Source organism: Stenotrophomonas sp. 89682_Sma (assembly GCF_056481405.1).
Window position 1 is genome coordinate 3,061,006 of the sequence record NZ_CM151147.1, and the last position, 18,687, is coordinate 3,079,692.

Genomic DNA, 18,687 nt, shown 5'->3' on the forward strand with positions numbered 1-18,687 from the left:
AGGCTCCGTGGTGGCTTACGGCAGGACGCCCAGCAGCTCGACGTCGAACGTCAGAGTCGCGTTCGGGCCGATCGGGCCACCCGGGGTGCCATTCTCGCCATAAGCCAGATTGCCCGGGATCCAGAAGCGGTACTTCGAACCGACCGGCATCAGCGCAACGCCCTCGGTCCAGCCCTTGATCACCTGGTCCAGGCCGAACTCGGCCGGCTGACGACCATAGGAGCTGTCGAACACGGTGCCGTTGAGCAGCTTGCCTTCATAGTTCACGCGCACCTTGCTGCTCGGCAGCGGGCGCTCGCCGCTACCCGGGCGGATGATCTGGTACTGCAGGCCCGAGGCCGTCGTCACGACGCCCGGCTGGGTCTTGTTCTTGGCCAGGAAGGCATTGCCTTCTTCGCGGTTGGTCTGTGCAGCAGCGGCAGCCTTGGCCTGCATTTCAGCCTGCTTGCTGCCCATGAAGGCCTGGATGGTGGCGGTCGCGTCAGCTTCCGTCATCTTCGGCTGACCCTTGGTCAGGCCGGTGCTGATCGCGTCAAACAGCGAGGCAACATCGATGTCGTCCTTCAGCTGCGCCAGCGACGGGCCCACAGAATAGGAACCGATCATCTGCGACACCTTGACGCGGTCGACCTTCGGCGGCTGCGAACCCGGCGCCATGCCCGGCACCTGCTGGCCGCTGCGGGCCATCACGACCTGGCGCAGGGCCGCGTCGGTGGCCTTGGCCTGTTCCTGGGTGATCTGCGGCTGCAGGCCTTCGAACGAACGCTCCACGGCGGTGCGCAGCGCGGCCACGTCGATCTCATCGGCGATCGGGGTGAACGACTTGGCCACGTCCAGGCCGATGGCGTAGCCGAGCTTCTGCTTGGGGGAATTCAAGGTTGCGGTCTCCTTGGCGGCTGCGGGGGCAGCCGGTTGTTGCGACAGAGCGACACCCGAAGTGCCCATCGCCAGAATCAGAACCGACGCCGCGGCGCCGCGCATTCCCATCTTCATTCGCTGCATTCCTGGAAGTGTCTGGGCGCCGACGTCGGCGCGAAAAGAAGCATTGTCGCACGCATGCCGTCGATGTCGAGGCATCCGTGCCGGATATCAATGTGCGGCAGCTGCAGCCAGCGCCTTGTCGATGGCCGCGGTCAGCTGCGGATCATCCGGCGTCACCTTGCTGGCGAACTGGGCGATGACCTTGCCATCGCGGCCGACCAGGTACTTGTGGAAATTCCAGCCCGGTGCCACGCCGGTGGCCGCGGTCAACCGTTGATAGAGCGGCGTCGCCTCCGCACCGACCACGTGCACCTTCTCGAACATCGGGAACTTGACCCCGTAGGTGAGTGTGCAGAAATCCTGGATCTGCTTCTCGTCACCAGGCTCCTGGCCCTTGAAATCGTTGGACGGGAAGCCGAGCACGGCAAAGCCGCGGCCGGCATAGCGCTTCTGCAGCGCCTCCAGGCCTTCGTACTGCGGGGTATAGCCGCACTTGCTTGCGGTATTGACCACCAGCAGCACCTGTCCTTGGTAGCGCTGCTGCAGGTTGACCTGCTGCTTGCTGGCCAGCGGCCGGTAGTCCAGGTCGAGCAGGTCGGCGGCCAGGGCGCTGGCGGAACCGGCGACACCGGCCACCATCAGGGCCAGCAGGGACAGGCCGCGCAGGCGGCGCGGAGTAACGATCGACAGGGGCATCAGGAGCGGTCCGCGGTAGCCAGTCACAGGGCCCGGCCAGCAGCGGCCGGGTATCGGCCGAACTATAGCACCGGGCTTCGGTGGCCCAGATGGCGGGGGCGGCCCAGGCTTTGCGCGGCGTGGCGGCTACGCCCCTCGTCGATCTTTGATGGCGAAGTAATGACAAGGTATGGATATCGCTGAATGGAAGGTCGGCCTGATTCCGCCCATGCGACGATTTTATTTCCATTTAAAATCAACTGCATAAGGTGATATTTCAACGATCTGACCGCCCCTGCCATCAGTTGGGGCCGGCAGGGGGTTGCACACGGGCGTGCCGGTGTTATAGTTGCATACAACACCAGTCACCTGAGACAGGGGGAAGCCATGAACGCCCGGATCCGTCGCAACCTCACCGCACCCGCGGCCGCTGCTGTTTCGACCCTGATCGTGCTGGCCTGGCTGGCCACGCCCACCGCCCCCGCCTCCCCCGACAGTGCGCAGGATGCAATCGCTACACCGGCCGGGAATGCCGATTCCTCCCCCCCTCCCCCGCGTCGGCTGCACAGCTCCCTGTCCATGCCGTATTTCTCGTTCGCCCAGCCGCTGACCCCACGGAGCTGAATATGAGCGACATCCAGTGGAGCGACGGCGCTCCCATCTACCGTCAGTTGAAGGAGCGCGTGATCGCCATGATGCTCGACGGAATCCTCAAGCCGGGCGATGCCCTGCCTTCGGTGCGCCAGGTGGCCGCAGATTACCAACTGAACCCCATCACCGTTTCGCGCGCTTACCAGGAACTGGCCGACGAAGGCCTGGTCGAGAAGCGCCGCGGGCTGGGCATGTTCATGACCGAGCAGGCCGCCACGCAGCTGCGCAGCAGCGAGCGCGAGCGCTTTCTCAATGAAGAATGGCCGGCCGTGCTGGAGCGCATCCAGCGCCTGGGCCTGAGCCTCGACGAATTGCTGCCCCAGGGGAAAGTCTGATGAATAGCACCGCAAGCGAACCGGTCATCACCGCCCGCGGCCTGCGCAAGGCCTACAAGTCCACCGTTGCCCTCGACAATGCCAGCTTCAGCATTCCGAGCGGGCGCATCGTCGGTCTGATCGGCCCCAACGGTGCCGGCAAGACCACGGCACTGAAGGCGCTGCTCGGCCTGACCTCGGTGGAAGGTGAGCTGAGCGTGCTTGGCCGCGATCCACGGCTGCACCGCGACGAGCTGATGAACGACATCTGCTTCATCGCCGATGTCGCCGTGCTGCCGCGCTGGCTGAAGGTGCGCGAGGCGATCGATTTCGTCGCCGGCGTGCATCCGCGCTTCGACCGCGCCCGCTGCGAACGCTTCCTCGCCAATACCAAGCTGCAGCCGAAGCAGCGCGTGCGCGAACTGTCCAAGGGCATGATCGTGCAGCTGCACCTGGCGCTGGTGATGGCCATCGATGCCCGCGTCCTGGTACTGGACGAGCCCACCCTGGGCCTGGACATCCTGTACCGCAAGGAGTTCTACCAGCGCCTGCTGGAAGACTACTTCGACGAGCAGAAGACCATCATCGTCACCACCCACCAGGTGGAAGAGATCGAGCACATCCTCAGCGACGTCATGTTCATCCGCGACGGCCGCATCGTGCTCGATGCGGAAATGGACGAAGTCGGCCAGCGCTACACCGAACTGCTGGTCAACGCCGACCAGCTGGAGACCGCACGCGCCCTGAAGCCGATCGACGAACGCAGCCTGGCGTTCGGCAAGACCGTGATGCTGTTCGACGGCGTACCGCGCGCCCAGCTTTCCACTCTTGGCGAGACCCGCAGCCCGGGCCTGGCCGACCTGTTCGTCGCCGTCATGAAGGGGACCTACGCATGAATGCCGTCAACCACCCCGTCAGCCCCCTCGGCACCCTGCGCTGGCTGCTCAAGCGCGAGTACTGGGAAAACCGCGGCGGTTTCCTGTATGCCCCGCTGATCGCCGGCCTGATCTCGCTGGTGATGAGCACCGTCGGCATCGCCTTCGGCCTGTTCGCTCTGAACCGCGCGGCGCGCAACGGCGCACTGCATGTCGATGGCGAAAGCGTCAACGTCAACGGCCTGGACCTGGCCCTGCTGACCCGCAACATCAACGGCAAGGACCTGGCCGACCTGGGCAACGGGCTCGACCTGACCCTGGTGCTCAGCTCGGCATGGCCGTTCCTGGTGCTGGCCTTCGTGGTGTTCTTCTACTGCCTGGGCGCCCTGTACGACGACCGTCGCGACCGCAGCATCCTGTTCTGGAAGTCGTTGCCGCTGTCGGACACCCAGACCGTGTTGTCCAAGGTGATCAGCGCGCTGATCGTTGCGCCGCTGATCGCGGTGGTCGCCGGCATCATCACCATGTTCGGCTTCATGCTGATCATCAGCATCGTCGCGCTGATGCACGGTGGCAGCCCGATGGCGCTGATCTGGGGCCCGGCCAGCCCGTTGACCCTGGCCGCTGGCCACCTGAGCTGGATTCCGGTCTACGCGCTGTGGGCCCTGCCCACCGCCGGCTGGCTGCTGCTGTGCTCGGCCTGGGCCAAGAGCAAGCCGTTCCTGTGGGCGGTGATGCTGCCGCTGTTTGCCGGCGTCATCGTCAGCACCACCAAGATCATGCCGCTGTTCGGCCTGACCACCGGCTGGTTCTGGCAGAACATCGTCGGCCGCCTGCTGCTGGGCGGCGTACCCGGCATGGACCTGCTGTATCGCCTCGGCGCAGGTGAAGGGTCGCGCCGCGACCTGGACTCGGTGGTCAGCCTGATGTCCCCTGCCTCGCAGCTGAAGTCGCTGGCGATGCCGGAACTGTGGATCGGTGCGGCCGTCGGTGCAGTGTTCATCTTCCTCGCCATCCGCCTGCGCAAGCGCGCCGGCGAGATCTGATTCCATCCACCCGGAGGCACCACCCATGCGTTCCCTGCTCGCCTGTTCCGCGTTGTTGCTGTTGCCGCTGTCGGCACTCGCTGCCGATGCCCCGAACTGCAAGTTCACTGCTGCGCGCACGTTGAAGCTGGATACGGCCGGTGCCAAGGCGGTGGTGATCGAGGTGAACCAGCACGACCTGAAGGTCGTCGCCAGCAAGGGCGGTGGTCAGCTGGATGGCCGCGCCTGCGCCTCCAGCCAGGAATGGCTGGACCAGCTGGTGCTGGACCAGCGGAAGGTCGGCGACAAGCTGGTGGTGAGCCTGCGTCGCGACGGCCGCCACAGTGGCATCAGCCTGGGCAACAGCTACGCCTGGCTGGACATCCACGGCAGCGTGCCGGACAACCTGCCGCTGCAGCTCAAGGTCGGCTCCGGCGATGCCAGCGTAGAGAACGCACAGTCGCTGAGCGTGGATGTCGGCTCCGGTGATGCGGTCGCCCGCGGTACGCGCGGCAGCATCCACGCCGCGGTGGGCTCGGGCGACCTGAACATCGACGGTGGCAGTTCGCTGAACCTGCTGTCGCTGGGTTCGGGTGACGTCAATGCCCGCAACATCGGCGGCGACGCGGTCACCGGCACGGTCGGTTCGGGTGACCTGAAGATCACCGATGTGCGTGGCAACGCACGTCTGGATACGGTCGGCTCGGGCGATATCGAGTTCAAGCGCGTGCAGGGCAGCGTCGAAGTCGGCGTGGTCGGCTCCGGCGGCGTCGACCTGGCCGATATCGGCGGCAACGTGCATGTGCGCAGCCACGGCTCGGGCGACATCCAGGTGGACGGCGTACGCGGCAGCCTGACCGTCGATCACAGCGGCAGCGGCGATGTCGAACACCGCAACGTCAGCGGCCGGGTCACCCTGCCGCGCAGCAAGTAATTCTCTTCCAGACACGTCCAGGGGAACATCATGAATCTGTTGCGCCTGCTGCCTGCCACCCTGCTGTGCCTGCCGCTGATCGCCTGCGGCGGCACGTCCTCCGCCCCCGACAAGACCGTCGGCAAGAGCGTCGCCGAAGCCACCAGCGGCGTCGGCCAGACCGTCAAGGAAGCCATGGACGATGCCCGCAAGGACATCGCCCAGGGCAACATCAAGATCTCCGCTGACAAGCAGCCGCGTGCGGAGATCACGCCCGACGGCCGCCTGCTGATCGCCGGCAAGGAGGTCGCGGCCAACGACACCCAGCGCCGCCACCTGCAGGAGTACCGCGGCCACGTGGTCGCCGTTGCGATGGCGGGCATGGATGTCGGGCTGGCCGGCGCCAAGCTCGGCGCCAACGCCGCCGGTGAAGCGCTGAAGGGCATCTTCAGCGGCGACAGCGAAGGGGTGGAGAAGCGCATCAACGCCGAAGCCGCCAAGATCGAGGCCCAGGCCAAGCGCATCTGCGATCGCCTGCCGGCGATGCTGGCCAGCCAGCAGGCGCTGGCGCGCGAGCTGCCTGCGTTCAAGCCCTACGCAACGATGGACCAGAGCGACGTGGACGACTGCGGCAAGGACACCGTGGTCCTGCGCTAGGCCTGTGACAGATCAGCGCACCCGGCCGGCAGTGGTATCCCGCTGCCGGCCGCGCTGCGACGACCCGCTTACAATGGCAGCCCCGGACACCCCCGAACCGAACGCCATGAAGAAGTTGTTCCTGCTGCTGGCCGCCCTGCTCTGCCTGGGCCTGGCCGGCTGTGACAAGGATTACCGCAACCACCGCGCCGAGCGCGGCAAGCCCAAGATTTCCGTCAGCGAAGGCATGGTGACCGTGCGCCGCCCGCCGGCACCGAACATCATCATCCTCGGCGATGGCACGATGAAGGTGGACGAGATCCAGATTCCGCTGGACGACGGACAGAAGCAGATGCTGCAGACGATGTTCGGCAAGCTGCAGGTGCTGCGCCAGAACACGCTGGTGGCTGCGCCGGCCGACCCGAACATGCAGCCGGTGAAGATCCAGCCGCCGGAGGGCATGGAGGTGATCCCGGCCGACCTCATCCAGCGCATCCCCGAGTTCAAGGATTACACCGACACCTTCGGCAACATCGTCGCCGACCGTCGCTGAAGCAGAAACGCCGCCCAAGGGCGGCGTTTCCTTTTGTAGAGCCGAGCCCATGCTCGGCTACTGACTGGAACCTGAGCCGAGCATGGGCTCGGCTCTACAGATTACAGAATCCGGATCAACCGCCGGCGCCACCACCGCCAGCCTGGATGCCGCCAGCGGTCAGCGCGGTCGGGTCCAGCAGGCGACGCAGCTCGGCCTCGTCAAGCCCGCTGTCTTCCAGTGCCACATCCAACACCGGGCGCTGTTCCTTGTAGGCACGCTTGGCGATGGCCGCGGCCTTCTCGTAGCCGATGATCGGGTTCAGCGCGGTGACCAGGATCGGGTTGCGCGCCAGCGCCTCGGCCACGCGGTCTTCGCGCACCTTCAGCCCGGCGATGGCACTGTCGGCCAGCAGGGTGGACACATTGGCCAGCAGGCCGATGCCATCGAGCAGGTTCACCGCGATCAGCGGCAGGGTGACATTGAGCTGGAAGTTACCGGTCTGACCGGCCACGGTGATCGCGGTGTGGTGGCCGATCACCTGCGCACAGGCCATCACGGTTGCCTCCGGAATCACCGGGTTGACCTTGCCCGGCATGATCGAGCTGCCCGGCTGCAGTGCCGGCAGTTCGATCTCGCCCAGCCCGGCCAGCGGACCGGCATTCATCCAGCGAAGATCATTCGCAATCTTGATCAGGGCTACGGCCAGTGCATTGAGCTGGCCGGACAGTTCCACTGCGTCATCCTGCGCCGCCAGGCCTTCGAACTTGTTCTCGGCACTGTCGAACTTGATCGAGGTCTGCTGCTTGAGCGCCTTGGCGACCTGCGCGCCGAAACGCGGGTCGGCATTGATGCCGGTGCCGATCGCGGTGCCGCCCAGCGGCAGCCGGCGCACGCGCTTGAGGCTGTCCTCGATGCGCTCCTGGGCCGAGGCCAGCTGCGCCGACCATGCGCCGAATTCCTGCTCGAAGGTCAGCGGCATCGCATCCATCAGGTGGGTGCGGCCGGTCTTGACCACCTTGCGCAGGCTGCGGCCCTTCTTGTCCAGGGTCTTGCGCAGGTGCACCAGCGCCGGCAGCAGCTGTTCGTGCGTGGCCAGCACCGCCGACACGCGCAGCGCGGTCGGGATCACGTCGTTGGAGCTCTGCCCCTGGTTGACGTGGTCGTTGGGGTGCACCACGGTCTTGCCGGCCTTGCCGGCACGGTTGGCCAGGGTGGCGATGACCTCGTTGGCATTCATGTTCGACGACGTGCCCGAGCCGGTCTGGTAGACGTCGATCGGGAAATGCGCGTCCCAGTCACCGGCAGCCACTTCGGCTGCGGCGGTCTGGATGGCCTTGGCCACGGTCTTGGGCAGGTGGCCCAGCTCGGCATTGACGCCGGCAGCGGCGCCCTTGACCAGGCCCAGCGCACGGATGAAACCGCGCGGCATGCGCTGGCCCGAGACCGGGAAATTCTGCACGGCACGCTGGGTCTGCGCGCCCCACAAGGCATCGGCAGGCACCTGCAGCTCGCCCATGCTGTCGTGTTCGATCCGGAACCCGGTGGTTCCACCCTTGCTTGCAGCTTTGCTCATTGCATCGACTCCGCACTACTTCAGTTGGGGAAAGGGAAGCGGCGGCTGGCAGGGTGTCGCTTCCCGGGCTGGCGGCTGCGCCAACGATACTCCCTTGCCCTCGGCGTGGGATGACGAGGACGGGCCAGATCGTTTCATCCGCAGGGCCGATCTGCACGCGCAAGGGGTAGTGCCGGCCGCTGGCCGGCAATCCATGGAATCGTGGGCCGGGCGTAGTTGCCGGCCAGCGGCCGGCACTACCTCACCGGCACGTCGTAGAATATGGCCCCCGCCGCTCGTCCCCGCCCTGCCGACATGTCCGATTCCGCCCTGCTCGCCCTGTCCCCGCTCGATGGCCGCTACGCCGGCAAGGTCGACGCCCTGCGCCCGATCTTCTCCGAATACGGCCTGATCAAGGCCCGCATCGTGGTCGAGGTGGAATGGCTGCTGGCCCTGGCCACCGAACCGGGCATCGTCGAGCTGGCGCCGTTCTCGGACGCCGCCATCGCCCGCCTGCGCGCCCTGGCCGCCAACTTCAGCCCGGCCCAGGCCGCCCGCGTGAAGGAGATCGAGCGCACCACCAACCATGACGTCAAGGCGGTGGAGTACTTCATCAAGGAACAGCTGAAGGACGACGCCGAGCTGGCACCGGCGCTGGAATTCGTGCATTTCGCCTGCACCAGCGAAGACATCAACAACCTCAGCTATGGCCTGATGCTTGAACAGGCCCGCCGCGAGGTGCTGCTGCCGACCCTGGATGGCATCGCCACCACCCTGCGCACCCTGGCCCACGCCCAGGCCGGCCAGCCGATGCTCTCGCGCACCCACGGCCAGACCGCCTCGCCGACCACCCTGGGCAAGGAGCTGGCCAACGTGGTCGCCCGTCTGGAGCGCCAGCGCAGGCAGATCGCCGCCGTCGAGCTGACCGGCAAGATCAACGGTGCGGTCGGCAACTACAACGCCCACATCGCCAGCTACCCGGACGTGGACTGGCCGGCCTTCGCCGAGCGCTTCGTGACCGGCCTGGGCCTGGTGTTCAACCCGTACACCACCCAGATCGAGCCGCACGACAACATCGCCGAGATCGGCGATGCCGCGCGCCGCGCCAACATCATCCTGATCGACCTGGCCCGCGATATCTGGGGCTACATCTCGCTGGGCTACTTCAAGCAGCGCCTGAAGGAAGGCGAAGTCGGCTCGTCGACGATGCCGCACAAGGTCAATCCGATCGATTTCGAGAATGCCGAAGGCAACTTCGGCATCGCCAATGCGCTGTTCGAGCACTTCAGCGCGAAGCTGCCGATCAGCCGCTGGCAGCGTGACCTGACCGATTCCACCGTGCTGCGCGCACTGGGCACCGCGTTCGGCCACAGCCAGGTGGCGCTGGATTCGCTGGCCAAGGGCCTGGGCAAGCTGGAAGTGAACCCGCAGCGCCTGGATGCCGATCTGGACGCAGCCTGGGAAGTGCTGGCCGAAGCCGTGCAGACGGTGATGCGCCGCCATGGCCTGCCGAATCCGTACGAGCAGCTGAAGGCGCTGACCCGTGGCCAGGGCATTACTGCGGAGTCGATGCGTGCGTTCGTGCAGGGGCTGGAGCTGCCGGCGGATGCGAAGCAGCGCCTGCTGGAGATGACCCCGGGCAGCTACACCGGCCTGGCCGAGTCGCTGGCGAAGAAGATCTAAGGGGTTTCCTTTGCGGCGGCGGCCGCGGGCGCTGCCTGCGGCAGGCAACGGCAACGGTAACGTCAAAGGCGGCTCTGGGTTTTTGCCGTGTTTGGCGGGGCGGGTTGGATTCGCGGGGGACGCCGTGAATCCGTCCGTGGAGGCTTGGCAGCCGCATCCATGCGGCTGACATCCCCGCGAACCCAACCCGCCCCACCTCTGACAGATTCCAGTGACGGATGAGTAGATCCACGCCATGCGTGGATGACGTTATCGGGGCGGAATTGAGAGGGACGCGGCTTCGCCGCGTCCCTCTTTGTTTTGGGGGTTTTGTAGAGCCAAGCCCATGCTCGGCTGCTTGTTCCAACAGCAAGCCGAGCATGGGCTCGGCTCTACAGATGCACAAGCAAGCGCAGCGCGCGACCCGCTTTTGCCTTTGATTTTCTTCTTCCATTCCGTGGCGGGCCGCGCAGGAAACTGTCAGGGGCCGGGCGGGTGGGCTGCGCGGGGGCGTGAGCCGCATGGATGCGGCGATCGAGCTTACATGGACGTACTTGCAGCGTCCCCCGCGCAGCCCACCCGCCCGGCCCTCCTCAGCAGGCCAGTCGACTAACAGTCGACTCTACCCAGCCCCCGCCACGAGGGGCTCCGCCGTTGGCCGGACACCCCGCGACAAACCCGCGCACGTGCGCAATCCCCACGAACGTCGGACAATGGAGACCTTGGCGGCCCGCCGCGCCGCCCCTCCCGCTTTCCGTTGCAAGGATTCCCCCCATGGCCGCCCACAAGTCCTCCGCCCCCCTGATCGAAGTCACCGCCCGTCCCGGCCAGCCGCTGGGCATGGCGCCGGCCACCTTTCTGCGTGACTTCTGGCAGAAGCGCCCGCTGCTGATCCGTAACGCCTTCCCGGACTTCCAGACCCCGGTGCAGCCGGAAGACCTGGCCGGGCTGGCCTGCGAGGAAGGCGTGCTGGCGCGCCTGATCGAGCACGACAAGGCCCAGGATGGCTGGCGCGTGCGCAGCGGCCCGTTCCAGGAAGACGTGTTCCCCGCTCTGCCTGACCACGACTGGACCCTGCTGGTGCAGGACGTGGACAAGTGGGACCCGGACGTGCGCGCCCTGATCGAGCACTTCAGCTTCCTGCCGCGCTGGCGCATGGATGATGTGATGATCAGCTTCGCCGCCACCGGCGGCTCGGTCGGCGCCCACGTCGACCAGTACGACGTGTTCCTGCTGCAGGCCCATGGCCACCGCCGCTGGCAGATCGATGCCAGCGAATCGATCAAGGGCAAGCAGCCGCCGCTGGGCTTCCGCCCGGACGTGGAACTGAAGCTGCTCAAGGTGTTCAAGCCCACCCACGACTGGGTGCTGGCGCCGGGCGACATGCTGTACCTGCCCCCGAACGTGCCGCACCACGGTGTCGCCGAAGATCCGTGCCTGACCTTCTCGTTCGGCATGCGCGCACCGGCCTCGGCCGAACTGATCAGCGACTACCTGGACACCCTGATCGCCGATGCCGACGAGAACATCCGCTACCAGGATGCCGACCTGAAGGTGCCGGCCGACCCGAACGAAATCGACACGGTGGCGATGGCGCGGGTGATCACCGCGCTCAACGCCATCCGCATGAACGACCCGGACAAGCTGGGCGACTGGTTCGGCCGCTTCATCACCACCTACCGCGCCGCGGGCGAAGTGATGGCCCACCAGGCCGCACCGTCACCGGAAGAAGTGGTCCAGGCGCTGGCCTCGGGCCTGCTGCTGCAGCGCCACCCGTGGGCGCGACTGGCCTGGCGCCGGGCCAAGCGCGGCGCGAGCCTGTATGTCAGCGGCCAGGATTTCGCGCTGCCGGTGAAGGACGCACAGCGCCTGGCCGGTGCCGAGCAGCTCGACGCCGCCGCCTATCGCGGCCTGTCCGACAAGGGCCGCGCAGTGGTCCAGCAGCTGCTGGTCGGTGGCGTGTTCCAGCTGATCGATCCGAACGAGGTGTATGACGCTGATGACGAGGACGACAGCGAGGACGCCGTAGTGCTCGGCGAAGTGGTCGAAGGCCGTGACCGTGTCGACGCGATCGACGCCGACGCAGTGTCCGACGATGTCCACACCGTGACCGTGCACGACGACGGTATCGAGGTCATCGTCAACTTCGACGATCACGACGAAGACGACAGCGACGACGGTCGCGCCTGAGCCCTGCCATGGTCCGGGTCCAGCAGGTCAGCCACGCCGACGCCCACGTCGCCATCCACGACGTGCGGCAGCGGGTGTTCGTGCAGGAACAGGGCATCGCCGCCGAACTGGAGCGCGACGCGCTGGACCCGGTCAGCGCCCATGTACTGGCGCTGGACGCCGACGGCGAACCGGTCGGCACCGGCCGGCTGGCCCCGGATGGACGCATCGGCCGCATGGCGGTGCTGGCCAGCCATCGCAACCAGGGCGTCGGCGAGGCCCTGCTGGCGGCGCTGGTCGAGGCCGGGCGCCGGCTCGGCCTGGCCGAGCTGCATCTGCACGCGCAGCTGCCGGCCCGTGACTTCTATGCCCGCCAGGGCTTCCTGCCCGAGGGCGAGGTGTTCGAGGAGGCCAGCATCGGCCACCAGCAGATGCGCCGCCGGCTGGGCGCGGCCAGCGCCATCGACGGCCGCGAGCAGGCGGTGGCGATCACCACCGCCATCATCCACCGCGCCCGTCGCCAGCTGTGGCTGCACAGCCGCCAGCTGGACCCCGGCCTGCTGGACGCGCCGCCGGTACAGGCCGCCCTGCGCCGCTTCGTCACCGCCCGCCACGACAAGCAGCTGCGGGTGATCGTGCACGACGCGGCGGCGATCGCCTCGGCCGGTGCGCCGCTGCTGGCCTTGGCCCAGCGCCTGCCCAGTGTGATCCAGTTCCGCGAGGTCACCGACCCGGTCGACCGTGCGCTGGCCTCGGCCTGCCTGCTCAACGATGCAGGCGACTTCTACTTTCGTCTGATCGGTCATCGCCTCGACGGCGAGGCCGGCATCGCGCTGCCTGCACGTTCGCAGCCGTTCGAGCAGCAATTGCAGCGTGTCTGGGACCGTTCGCGCGATTGCAGCGAACTGCGTGCGCTCGGCCTCTGAGCGGCCACCGCCCACTCAACCTGTCTGGAAGCGGCACCGGGGGACCCGGGATGCCTGTGGTGGTGCCCCTTCGTGTCCGGATGGGGGTACAATTTGGCTGTTTGAACGCGCCCGCGCAGGGCTATTCATCTTCCTGCCGGGTCCTTCTGAAGCCATACCCCACAAAGCGAATCAACACCCTCCATCGTGGACAATCAACTGAAGCAGTTTGCGCAATCTTCGCAGCTCGCCGGCGGCAACGCCTCCTATGTCGAGGACCTGTACGAGCAGTATCTGGTCTCCCCGGACAGTGTCGATCCCAAATGGAAGACCTACTTCGACGGCTTCAAGGGCCGCGAAGCAGGCGACATTCCGCACTCGGCCGTCATCTCCCACATTGCGGACGCGGCCAAGGAAGCGCTGAAGGCCGGCACCGGCAACGGTGCGGGCGACGAGCGTGAACGCAATGTCGGTCGTCTGATCACCGCCTACCGCTCGCGCGGCCACCTGGATGCCCGCCTCGATCCGCTGGGCCTGGCCGCGCCGGTCAACACCCCGGACCTGGGCCTGCCGTTCCACAGCCTGTCCGATGCCGACCTCAACAGCGAGTTCAGCACCGGCGGCGTCGGTGGCCAGCCGCGCATGAAGCTGCGCGACCTGCTGGCACGCCTGAAGGCAACCTACACCGGCTCGATCGGTGCGGAGTTCATGCACATCTCCGAGGTCGAGCAGCGCCAGTGGATCTACAAGAAGCTGGAAGCAGCCGGTGGCAACTACCAGCTGGACGCTGATACCCAGCGCCGCACCCTGGAGCGCCTGACCGCGGCCGAAGGCCTGGAGCGCTACCTGCACACCAAGTACGTCGGCCAGAAGCGTTTCTCGCTGGAAGGCGGCGACTCGCTGATCCCAATGATGGACACCATCATCCGCAGCGCCGGCAAGGATGGCGTCAAGGACGTGGTGATCGGCATGGCCCACCGCGGCCGCCTGAACGTGCTGGTCAACACCCTGGGCAAGAACCCGCGCAAGCTGTTCGACGAGTTCGAAGGCAAGTTCGAGCACGACGAGCACGCTTCTGCCGGCGACGTGAAGTACCACATGGGCTTCTCCGCCGACGTGGCTACCGACGGCGGCCCGGTGCACCTGGCGCTGGCGTTCAACCCGTCGCACCTGGAAATCGCCGACCCGGTCGTGGCCGGTTCCGTGCGTTCGCGCCAGGAGCGCCGCAAGGACACCGCACGCAAGCAGGTCATGCCGATCCTGATCCACGGTGACGCCGCCTTCTCCGGCCAGGGCGTGGTCATGGAGCTGTTCCAGATGTCGCAGGCCCGCGGCTTCGCCGTCGGCGGCACCGTGCACATCGTGGTCAACAACCAGGTCGGTTTCACCACCTCCAACCCGCTGGATACGCGCTCCACGCGCTATGCCACCGACGTGGCGAAGATGATCGCCGCCCCGGTACTGCACGTGAACGGCGATGATCCGGAAGCCGTCGTGTTCGCCGCGCAGCTGGCCTTCGAGTTCCGCCAGAAGTTCGCCAAGGACGTGGTCATCGACCTGATGTGCTACCGCCGTTGGGGCCACAACGAGGCCGACGAACCGGCGATCACCCAGCCGCTGATGTACCAGGTGATCCGCAAGCACGCCACCACCCGCGAGATGTACGCCGAGCAGCTGGAAAAGGCTGGCGTGATCGCCGCCGGCGCCGGCAAGGCGATGGTCGATGCCTACCGCGAGAAGCTGGATGCCGGTGAAGTGACCACCGAGCTGGCCAAGGTCGAGAAGACCCCGCCGACGAGCCCGCTGTTCGTCGATTGGCCGAAGCTGCTGGAAGGCAAGCTGTCCGATCCGATCTCGACCAAGGTCGAGAAGAACAAGCTGGTCGAGCTGGCCAAGCTGATCAACACCATTCCCGAAGACGTGCAGCTGCACTCGCGCGTGGCCAAGGTCTACGACGACCGCCGCAAGATGGCTGCCGGCGAGATCCCGGGCGACTGGGGCTTTGCCGAGAACCTGGCCTACGCCACCCTGCTCGACGAAGGCAATGCACTGCGCCTGGTCGGCCAGGACGTGGGCCGCGGTACGTTCACCCACCGCCACGCGATCCTGCACGACCAGAAGACCGACAACTACTACATGCCGCTGCGGCAGCTGGTGGATTCGCCGGAGAAGGCGACCGTCATCGATTCGCTGCTGAGCGAAGAAGCGGTGATGGCCTACGAGTACGGTTTCTCCACCACCGATCCGAACACGCTGTGCATCTGGGAAGGCCAGTTCGGCGACTTCGCCAACGGCGCCCAGGTGGTGATCGACCAGTTCATCGCCGCCGGTGAAGCCAAGTGGGGCCGCATTTCCGGCCTGACCCTGCTGCTGCCGCATGGCTATGAAGGGCAAGGCCCGGAACACAGCTCCGCGCGCCTGGAGCGCTTCCTGCAGCTGTGCGCGCTGGAGAACATGCTGGTTGTCGTGCCGTCGACCCCGGCGCAGGCCTTCCACATGCTGCGTCGCCAGCTGCACATGACCACCCGCAAGCCGCTGGTGGTGATGTCGCCGAAGTCGCTGCTGCGCCACAAGCTGGCCGTGTCGACCCTGGACGAGCTGGCCAATGGCGAGTTCCAGCACCTGATCGGCGACGCCAACGCGGACGCCAAGAAGGTCAAGCGCGTGGTGCTGTGCTCGGGCAAGGTCTACTACGACCTGCTGGAAGACCAGACCAAGCGTGGCCAGGACGACGTGGCGATCATCCGCGTGGAGCAGCTGTATCCGTTCCCGCGTGCGCTGCTGGCTGCCGAGCTGAAGAAGTACGGCAAGGCCACCGACGTGGTGTGGACGCAGGAAGAACCGCAGAACCAGGGTGCGTGGTACCAGATCCGCCACCACCTGCAGTTCTGCCTGGCCGATGGCCAGAACCTGCACTACGCCGGTCGCGCACGTTCGGCTTCGCCGGCTGCCGGTCACATGGCTGACCACGTCCGCGAACAGCAGCAGCTGGTCGCCGACGCACTGGTCAACCCGTTCAACGACACGTTCGCTGAATAATCCTCCCCCTATTTAGAAGACAAACCAGGAAGCTCCCGCAATGGCCACCGAAGTCAAAGCCCCGGTACTGCCCGAATCCGTCGCCGACGGCACCATCGCCACCTGGCACAAGAAGGTGGGCGACGCCGTCAAGCGCGACGAAAACCTGCTTGACCTGGAAACCGACAAGGTCGTCCTGGAAGTGCCGTCGCCGGTCGACGGCGTGCTCAAGGAAATCAAGTTCGCCGAAGGCTCGACCGTGACCTCCAGCCAGGTCGTGGCGATCATCGAAGAAGGCGCCGTGGCTGCTGCCCCGGCTCCGGCTGCTGAAGCCGCTCCGGCAGCAGCCGCTGCCCCGGCCGCTGCTGCTCCGGCGGCAGCCGCCGCCCCGGCCCCGGCTGCCAAGTCGGCTGCCGATGCCCTGCCGCCGGGCGCCCGTTTCACCGCCATCACCGAAGGCGTGAACCCGGCCGACGTCGACGGCACCGGCCGTCGCGGCGCGGTCACCAAGGAAGACATCGTCAACTTCGCCCGCAACGGCGGCGCCGGCAAGGCCGGTGGCGCACGTCCGGAAGAACGCGTGCCGATGACCCGCATCCGCAAGCGCATCGCCGAGCGCCTGATGGAGTCGAAGAACTCCACCGCCATGCTGACCACCTTCAACGAAGTCGACCTGTCCAAGGTGTCGGCGGCGCGCAAGGAACTGCAGGACGAGTTCGTCAAGGCCCACGGCATCAAGCTGGGCTTCATGAGCTTCTTCGTGAAGGCCGCGGCCAACGCGCTGCAGCGCTTCCCGCTGGTCAACGCCTCGATCGATGGCGACGACATCATCTACCACGGCTACTCGGACATCTCGATCGCCGTGTCGACCGAGAAGGGCCTGGTCACCCCGGTCCTGCGCAACGTCGAGCGCATGTCGTTCGCCGACATCGAGAAGACCATCGCCGACTACGCCAAGAAGGCGCGTGACGGCAAGCTGGGCCTGGATGAACTGCAGGGCGGCACCTTCACCGTGACCAACGGCGGCACCTTCGGTTCGCTGCTGTCGACCCCGATCATCAACCCGCCGCAGAGCGCCATCCTGGGCATGCACGCCATCAAGGAGCGTCCGATCGCCCAGAACGGCCAGGTCGTGATCGCGCCGATGATGTACCTGGCGCTGTCGTACGACCACCGCATCATCGACGGCAAGGATTCGGTGCAGTTCCTGGTGGACATCAAGAACCAGCTGGAAAACCCGGGCCGCATGCTGTTCGGCCTGTAAGAAACCTCCCGCCCCTCCGCGCCTGCGCGGAGGGGTTCTGGTAATGCATCAAGGAATAATTCAATGGCTGAACAATTCGACGTCGTCGTCATCGGTGCCGGCCCGGCCGGTTACCACGCTGCCATCCGCGCGGCCCAGCTGGGCCTGAAGACCGCCTGCATCGACGCAGCGCTGGGCAAGGACGGCAAGCCGGCCCTCGGCGGCACCTGCCTGCGCGTGGGCTGCATCCCGTCCAAGGCGCTGCTGGATTCCTCGCGCCAGTTCTGGAACATGGGCCACATCTTTGGCGACCACGGCATCAGCTTCAAGGATGCCAAGATCGACGTCGAGGCGATGGTTGGCCGCAAGGACAAGATCGTCAAGCAGTTCACCGGCGGCATCGGCATGCTGTTCAAGGCCAACAAGGTCGCCGCCTATTACGGCTTCGGCGAACTGCAGCCGGGCAACGTGGTCAAGGTCACCCAGCATGACGGTTCCGTCGTCGAGCTGAAGGGCACCAACGTCATCATCGCGGCCGGTTCGGATTCGATCGAACTGCCGTTTGCCAAGTTCGACGGCGAGACCATCGTCGACAACGTCGGCGGCCTGGACTTCACCGAAGTGCCGAACCGCCTGGCGGTGATCGGCGCCGGCGTGATCGGCCTGGAACTGGGCAGCGTGTGGAAGCGCCTGGGTGCTGAAGTCACCATCCTCGAAGCCATGCCGGAGTTCCTGGCGGCTGCCGACACCGAAGTGGCCAAGGCCGCTGCCAAGGAATTCAAGAAGCAGGGCCTGGACATCAAGCTCAACGCCAAGGTCTCCAAGACCGAGATCACCGGCAAGGGCAAGAAGAAGGAAGTCATCGTCACCTACACCGACGCTGAAGGCGAAAAGACCCTGACCGTGGACAAGCTGCTGGTGGCCGTCGGCCGTCGCGCCGCCACCAAGGGCCTGCTGGCCGAAGGCACCGGCGTCAAGATCAACGAGCGCGGCCAGATCGAAGTCGACGCGCACTGCCACACCGGCGTCAACGGCGTGTGGGCAGTCGGCGACTGCGTGCGCGGCCCGATGCTGGCGCACAAGGGCTTCGAGGAAGGCATCGCGGTGGCTGAGCTAATCGCCGGCCTGCCGGGCCACGTCAACTTCGACACCATCCCGTGGGTCATCTACACCGAGCCGGAACTGGCCTGGGTCGGCAAGACCGAAGCCCAGCTGAAGGCCGAAGGCATTCCGTACAAGGCCGGCAGCTTCCCGTTCGCCGCCAACGGCCGTGCCGTGGCGATGATCGAACCGGCTGGCTTCGTGAAGATCCTGGCCCACGCCGAAACCGATCGCATCCTCGGCATGCACCTGGTCGGCGCCAACGTCTCCGAGCTGGTGCACGAAGGCGTGCTGACCATGGAGTTCAGCGGCTCGGCCGATGACCTGGCCCGCATCTGCCATGCCCACCCGTCGCTGTCGGAAGTGATCCACGACGCGGCGATGGCGGTCAGCAAGCGCGCCATCCACAAGGCGAACTGATCGTTCGCCGGT

At 66.4% G+C, this 18,687-nt stretch carries 16 protein-coding genes; 13 read left to right on the forward strand and 3 right to left on the reverse strand.

The features are described from left to right. Nucleotides 1-15 precede the first annotated feature (15 nt). Entirely contained in the window at nt 16-993 is a 978-nt protein-coding gene (locus ACZK29_RS14235) for an FKBP-type peptidyl-prolyl cis-trans isomerase N-terminal domain-containing protein (RefSeq protein WP_106550265.1), read from the reverse strand. A 96-nt stretch (nt 994-1,089) separates the two neighbouring features. Continuing rightward, a complete protein-coding gene (locus ACZK29_RS14240; protein WP_459047062.1) occupies nt 1,090-1,677 on the reverse strand; it encodes a glutathione peroxidase in 588 nt (195 codons plus the stop codon). A gap of 366 nt (nt 1,678-2,043) precedes the next feature. Here ACZK29_RS14240 and ACZK29_RS14245 point away from each other — a divergent pair, with 366 nt between their 5' ends. From ACZK29_RS14245 to ACZK29_RS14275, 7 genes are all read left to right on the forward strand, one after another. After that, nucleotides 2,044-2,280, forward strand: coding sequence for a hypothetical protein (locus tag ACZK29_RS14245; protein WP_005410260.1), 237 nt, complete (start codon nt 2,044-2,046; stop codon nt 2,278-2,280). A 2-nt stretch (nt 2,281-2,282) separates the two neighbouring features. Then, nucleotides 2,283-2,642: a GntR family transcriptional regulator gene (locus ACZK29_RS14250; RefSeq protein WP_005410261.1), complete on the forward strand. Its 360-nt coding sequence runs from the start codon at nt 2,283-2,285 to the stop codon at nt 2,640-2,642. After that, the gene (locus ACZK29_RS14255) at nt 2,642-3,517 is read left to right on the forward strand and encodes an ABC transporter ATP-binding protein (protein ID WP_111204221.1); all 876 of its coding nucleotides are present in this window, start codon (nt 2,642-2,644) and stop codon (nt 3,515-3,517) included. The genes ACZK29_RS14250 and ACZK29_RS14255 overlap by 1 nt, the downstream gene beginning before the upstream one ends. Next, nucleotides 3,514-4,542: an ABC-2 transporter permease gene (locus tag ACZK29_RS14260; RefSeq protein WP_106550268.1), complete on the forward strand. Its 1,029-nt coding sequence runs from the start codon at nt 3,514-3,516 to the stop codon at nt 4,540-4,542. The genes ACZK29_RS14255 and ACZK29_RS14260 overlap by 4 nt, the downstream gene beginning before the upstream one ends. A gap of 25 nt (nt 4,543-4,567) precedes the next feature. After that, nucleotides 4,568-5,455: a DUF4097 family beta strand repeat-containing protein gene (locus ACZK29_RS14265; protein WP_111204220.1), complete on the forward strand. Its 888-nt coding sequence runs from the start codon at nt 4,568-4,570 to the stop codon at nt 5,453-5,455. A gap of 30 nt (nt 5,456-5,485) precedes the next feature. Further along, nucleotides 5,486-6,091 carry a DUF2884 family protein gene (locus tag ACZK29_RS14270; protein ID WP_478446180.1) on the forward strand — a complete coding sequence of 202 codons (606 nt, stop codon included), beginning with the start codon at nt 5,486-5,488 and terminating at the stop codon, nt 6,089-6,091. Nucleotides 6,092-6,197: 106 nt separating this feature from the next. Further along, nucleotides 6,198-6,623, forward strand: coding sequence for a hypothetical protein (locus ACZK29_RS14275; RefSeq protein ID WP_049458788.1), 426 nt, complete (start codon nt 6,198-6,200; stop codon nt 6,621-6,623). Between the two features lie 115 nt (nt 6,624-6,738). On the opposite strand, the gene ACZK29_RS14280 is transcribed toward ACZK29_RS14275, so the two are convergent. Then, nucleotides 6,739-8,178, reverse strand: coding sequence for a class II fumarate hydratase (locus ACZK29_RS14280; protein ID WP_106550271.1), 1,440 nt, complete (start codon nt 8,176-8,178; stop codon nt 6,739-6,741). A gap of 294 nt (nt 8,179-8,472) precedes the next feature. On the opposite strand from ACZK29_RS14280, the gene purB reads away from it, so the two are divergent. The 6 genes from purB to lpdA all read left to right on the forward strand — a co-directional run bounded on the left by purB (nt 8,473) and on the right by lpdA (nt 18,675). Next, nucleotides 8,473-9,840 carry an adenylosuccinate lyase gene (purB, locus tag ACZK29_RS14285; RefSeq protein WP_478446181.1) on the forward strand — a complete coding sequence of 456 codons (1,368 nt, stop codon included), beginning with the start codon at nt 8,473-8,475 and terminating at the stop codon, nt 9,838-9,840. A gap of 753 nt (nt 9,841-10,593) precedes the next feature. Further along, nucleotides 10,594-12,009, forward strand: coding sequence for a ribosomal protein uL16 3-hydroxylase (locus ACZK29_RS14290; RefSeq protein WP_478446182.1), 1,416 nt, complete (start codon nt 10,594-10,596; stop codon nt 12,007-12,009). A gap of 8 nt (nt 12,010-12,017) precedes the next feature. Further along, entirely contained in the window at nt 12,018-12,914 is an 897-nt protein-coding gene (locus ACZK29_RS14295; protein ID WP_478446183.1) for a GNAT family N-acetyltransferase, read from the forward strand. 186 nt (nt 12,915-13,100) lie between these two features. Further along, complete coding sequence (locus ACZK29_RS14300) at nt 13,101-15,932, forward strand: 2-oxoglutarate dehydrogenase E1 component (protein WP_111205097.1); 2,832 nt, start codon at nt 13,101-13,103, stop codon at nt 15,930-15,932. 40 nt (nt 15,933-15,972) lie between these two features. Further along, nucleotides 15,973-17,175 (forward strand): dihydrolipoyllysine-residue succinyltransferase, encoded by a 1,203-nt coding sequence (gene sucB, locus ACZK29_RS14305; RefSeq protein WP_005410272.1) that lies wholly within the window; start codon nt 15,973-15,975, stop codon nt 17,173-17,175. A gap of 63 nt (nt 17,176-17,238) precedes the next feature. Continuing rightward, nucleotides 17,239-18,675 carry a dihydrolipoyl dehydrogenase gene (lpdA, locus tag ACZK29_RS14310; protein WP_049429413.1) on the forward strand — a complete coding sequence of 479 codons (1,437 nt, stop codon included), beginning with the start codon at nt 17,239-17,241 and terminating at the stop codon, nt 18,673-18,675. The last annotated feature ends 12 nt before the right edge of the window (nt 18,676-18,687 follow it).